This window comes from Variovorax humicola (assembly GCF_037889915.1).
In the GTDB taxonomy this organism is placed as follows: domain Bacteria; phylum Pseudomonadota; class Gammaproteobacteria; order Burkholderiales; family Burkholderiaceae_C; genus Variovorax; species Variovorax humicola.
This window is the reverse complement of record NZ_JBBKZV010000079.1, coordinates 1-3,659: the sequence shown is the minus strand read 5'-3', so window position 1 is coordinate 3,659 and position 3,659 is coordinate 1. Positions and strand designations below refer to the sequence as shown.

Below are 3,659 nucleotides of genomic sequence, written 5' to 3'. Positions count from 1 at the left end.
CGTGAGCAGCGCCTGCGGATCCGACTCGACCGTTCCGTCACAAACCGCCAGACTGAGTTTGATCTGCATGGCCAATCTCCAAGCGAGCACGAAAAACTCATTCTCAGGTCGTTTCAGGGCCGCTTCTGACCATAGACGCAAATGGGTCGCCCACCCCACCAAATCGAACGCTCTCTTACCCCGGCACGCCCTCGCGCTTCAAGATCGCGAACTGAACCGATTCGGAAGGCTGGACCTTTTCCAGCACCTCTTCCAGGGAAACGCCCAGCAGGCGATGCTCATGGGCGTTGCACATCCGCTGATGGTCCAGCCTGCATCGATGCGCGTGGCTGACTCGCGTCCCTCGAACATCTTCAGCCTTTGAACTCGGTCACACCCGCTGGTGGCCGCGGGATGCGCGCAAAACAGCGTAGGTCGGTCTTGGTGCGAGCAACGCGGGCATTCCCTGATGCATCGCTTCACGAACATGGCAAAATGAGTACGTATTCAAAGACGTGGTGCAGTCCCGTCTTCGTTCCACTGAAAGACCTTGCTTCATGGCTCTACGCATCGAAAAACTTCCCTCGGTTCTGGGCGCCGAGGTGACCGGGATCACCTTGCGCGGTCTCACCGATCCCTCCTCGCTTGCGCAGTTGCAGGCCGGCATGGACGAACACGCGGTCCTTGTCTTTCGCGACCAGCCGCTCGAGAACGACGAACAGCTTGCCTTTGCCGAGCGCTTTGATGGCACCTTGCACAGCAAGACCTCCGTCGCGGTGCTCGGGAAGAATCGATTCGGCAACGAAGCGCTGACCGACATCTCCAACGTCGGTGCCGATGGCGAGATTCTTCCTGCTGACGATCGCCTGCGCATGAGCACGATCAGCAATCGGCTGTGGCACACGGACGCCTCGTTCGAAGATCCTCCCGGCCGCTATTCGATGTTGTCGGCTCGCGTCGTGCCACCCGTCAGGGCAGACACCGAGTTCGCCGACATGCGCGCCGCGTATGACGCCCTCGACCCCGAAACGAAGGCGGCGATCGACGGCCTGCAGGTCTTCCATTCCATCGCGTACTCGCGCGAGGTGATGGGCTTCGAATTCTCCAAGGAAGAACGAGAGAAGCTGAAGGGCGCCGTGCATCCTTTGGCGCGAACGCTGCCGCGCACCGGTCGCCGGTCGCTGTATCTCGCGTCGCACGCGTCGCACATCGTTGGCATGCCGGTGCCCGAAGGGCGGCTGATCCTGCGCGATCTCAGCGAGCACGCGACGCAGCCGCAGTTCGTCTACCGGCACGAATGGCGAGTCAACGACTTCGTCATCTGGGACAACCGGACCACGATGCACCGCGCCCGTCCCTTCGACGACAAGAAGTACCGGCGCGAGTTGCGCCGGACAACGACGCTCGACCTTCCGCTGGTGATCGGCGCCCACTCGTCGCCCTCATCCGAGGTGCTATGAAAATCACTTCTTTCCTGCGTGCCGCCGGCGTCTGCGCGGCATCGCTCGTCTTTTCGGCTGCCGCGTTGGCTCAGGCCTGGCCCACGCGGCAGCCGATCCGCTTCGTCGTGCCTTATCCGCCCGGAGGCGCATCGGATGTGACCGCGCGCTTGCTCAGCGTCAAGCTCACGGAGGCGCTGGGCCAGTCCTTCATCGTCGAGAACCGACCTGGTGCCAACGGGCTGATCGCGCTCGAATACGTGGCCAAGGCCCCGCCTGACGGCTACACCATTCTCATGGCGAACCTCGGGCCCAATGCGATCAATCCGGCCGTCTATCGGAAGCTGCCATATGACGCCATCAAGGACTTCACGCCGATCACGTTGACCTCGGTCGTCCCGCTGGTGGTGCTCGTCCGGCCTTCGACGCCGGTGAATTCGATGAGCGAACTGATCGCCTATGCCAAGGCGCATCCGGACAAGATGACATACGCCTCTGCCGGCAACGGCTCTGCCAATCACCTGGCTGGCGAGATGATGAAGTCCATGGCCGACTTCAAGATGGTTCACGTCCCCTACAAGGGAGATGCGCCCGGCCTTCAGGACACCATCGCGGGCAATGTGAGCGTGATATTCCCGACGGTCATTGGCGGCATGTCGCAAATCAGGAGTGGCCTGCTGAAGCCCATTGCGGTCACGGGTGCGAAGCGGTCTTCGGCGCTCAGTTCCGTGCCGACCGTCGCCGAAAGCGGCATTCCGAACTTCGAGGCGAACTCATGGGGTGGCGTGATGGGCCCGGCCAACCTTCCCCCCGAGATCGTCGCCAGGCTCAACAGCGAGATCGTGCGCATCCTGAAGCAGCCGGAGACCGCTGCCAAGATGACGTCGATGGGAGCCGACATCGTCGGCTCGACCCCGGAGGAATTCGCTGTCTATCTCAAGAATGAAGTCGCGAAGTGGGGCAAGGTGGCCCACGACAACAACATTACCCTCGATTGAGGTTCAGCCTGCCGAGCCGCGCACGATGAACTCGTGGGGAAGGACGACGCGTTTGGGCCGCAGGTCCTGATCGTCGAGGCGGGCGCACAGGCGCGCGACAGCCGCATCCACCATCGCCTCGCGCGACTGCGCAACCGTTGTCAGATTGATGCAGTCCCAAGCCGCCATCGGGACATCGTCATGGCCCACGACCCAGACGTCGTCCGGCACTGCGAGCCCCTTCGAACGCACCCCGTCGAGTGCGCCGATGGCCACGATGTCGTTGACGCCGAAGATGGCGTTGACATCATGCGCCATCATGATCTCGCGTGCGGCTTCGGCGCCGGTGGCATAGGAAAACTTCGGCACGCGAGCGATCGCGCATTCCTTGAGTTGCAGCCCTCTGCGGGCCAGTTCCGCGGCGAATCCTTCCTCCCGCTCACGCAGCGTGCTTGGCAGGTTGTATCCAGAGATGAGGCCGATCTTCTTTCGTCCGTTTTTCGCGAAGAAGCTCGCGACGGAGGCTCCGCTCGCGTGGTTGTCGCTGGAGAATTGATCGAACGCCTTGGAGCTGACGGTCCGGTGGAGCAGTATCACGGGCACCTGATCGGCGATGCGCTCCAGGAAAGGCAGCGAGGACTCCATGGCCGTGGTGGTGATGACGCCGTCCACGCCGCCTTCGACGATCCCCCGCATCGTGCTTTCGCTGAAGTCTTCTTCCTCATAGACCGACGCCGACATTCCGCGCTTGCGCAGCGCAGTCGACAGCAATTGCAGCATGGCGGGATAGAGCGGGTTGACCGCCAGGTTGGCGACCACCAATGCAATGATGCCGGTTCGCCTCGTGCGCATCCAGCGAGCGGCTGCGTTGGGGGCGTAGCCGGATTGCGCGATCGCGTCAAGCACGGCTTGGCGAGTCGCTGGCTGCACCAGTGGCGAATTTTGAAGAACGCGCGACACCGTCGCTTGAGATACCCCCGCCAGACGCGCGACGTCCCTGCTTGTCAGCTTGCCATTGGACGCTACCATGTTGAAGCCGCCGAAAGTGCCATCCCTCGATCTTACGGGGCCTGTCGACTATTCGAATCCCGGGTCAAGCTCGCAGCGAGTCTGATTCCCAGCAGCCGCGATCGACACGACGCAACCGCCCTAGTCTTACTGTGTCAGTAAATATGGGGACTCCTTCTGAATCGGGCGTGTCCACGGGCTATGGTTTGCGCGGCGCTTGCGCATCCAGTAGCCGTTCTGTCTCCTGCTCCCAGTC

Annotated in this window: 3 protein-coding genes; 2 read left to right on the top strand and 1 reads right to left on the bottom strand. The window is 62.3% G+C overall.

All coding sequences use genetic code 11. From position 1 onward, the window contains the following. Positions 1-536 precede the first annotated feature (536 nt). A complete protein-coding gene (locus tag WKW80_RS36925) occupies positions 537-1,439 on the top strand; it encodes a TauD/TfdA dioxygenase family protein (protein ID WP_340368518.1) in 903 nt (300 codons plus the stop codon). Beyond that, complete coding sequence (locus WKW80_RS36920; protein WP_340368517.1) at positions 1,436-2,416, top strand: Bug family tripartite tricarboxylate transporter substrate binding protein; 981 nt, start codon at positions 1,436-1,438, stop codon at positions 2,414-2,416. Before WKW80_RS36925 ends, WKW80_RS36920 begins: the two co-directional genes overlap by 4 nt. Before the next feature lie 3 nt (positions 2,417-2,419). On the opposite strand, the gene WKW80_RS36915 is transcribed toward WKW80_RS36920, so the two are convergent. Continuing rightward, positions 2,420-3,424, bottom strand: a complete 1,005-nt coding sequence (locus tag WKW80_RS36915; RefSeq protein WP_340368516.1) for a LacI family DNA-binding transcriptional regulator — start codon at positions 3,422-3,424, stop codon at positions 2,420-2,422. Between the last annotated feature and the right edge of the window lie 235 nt (positions 3,425-3,659).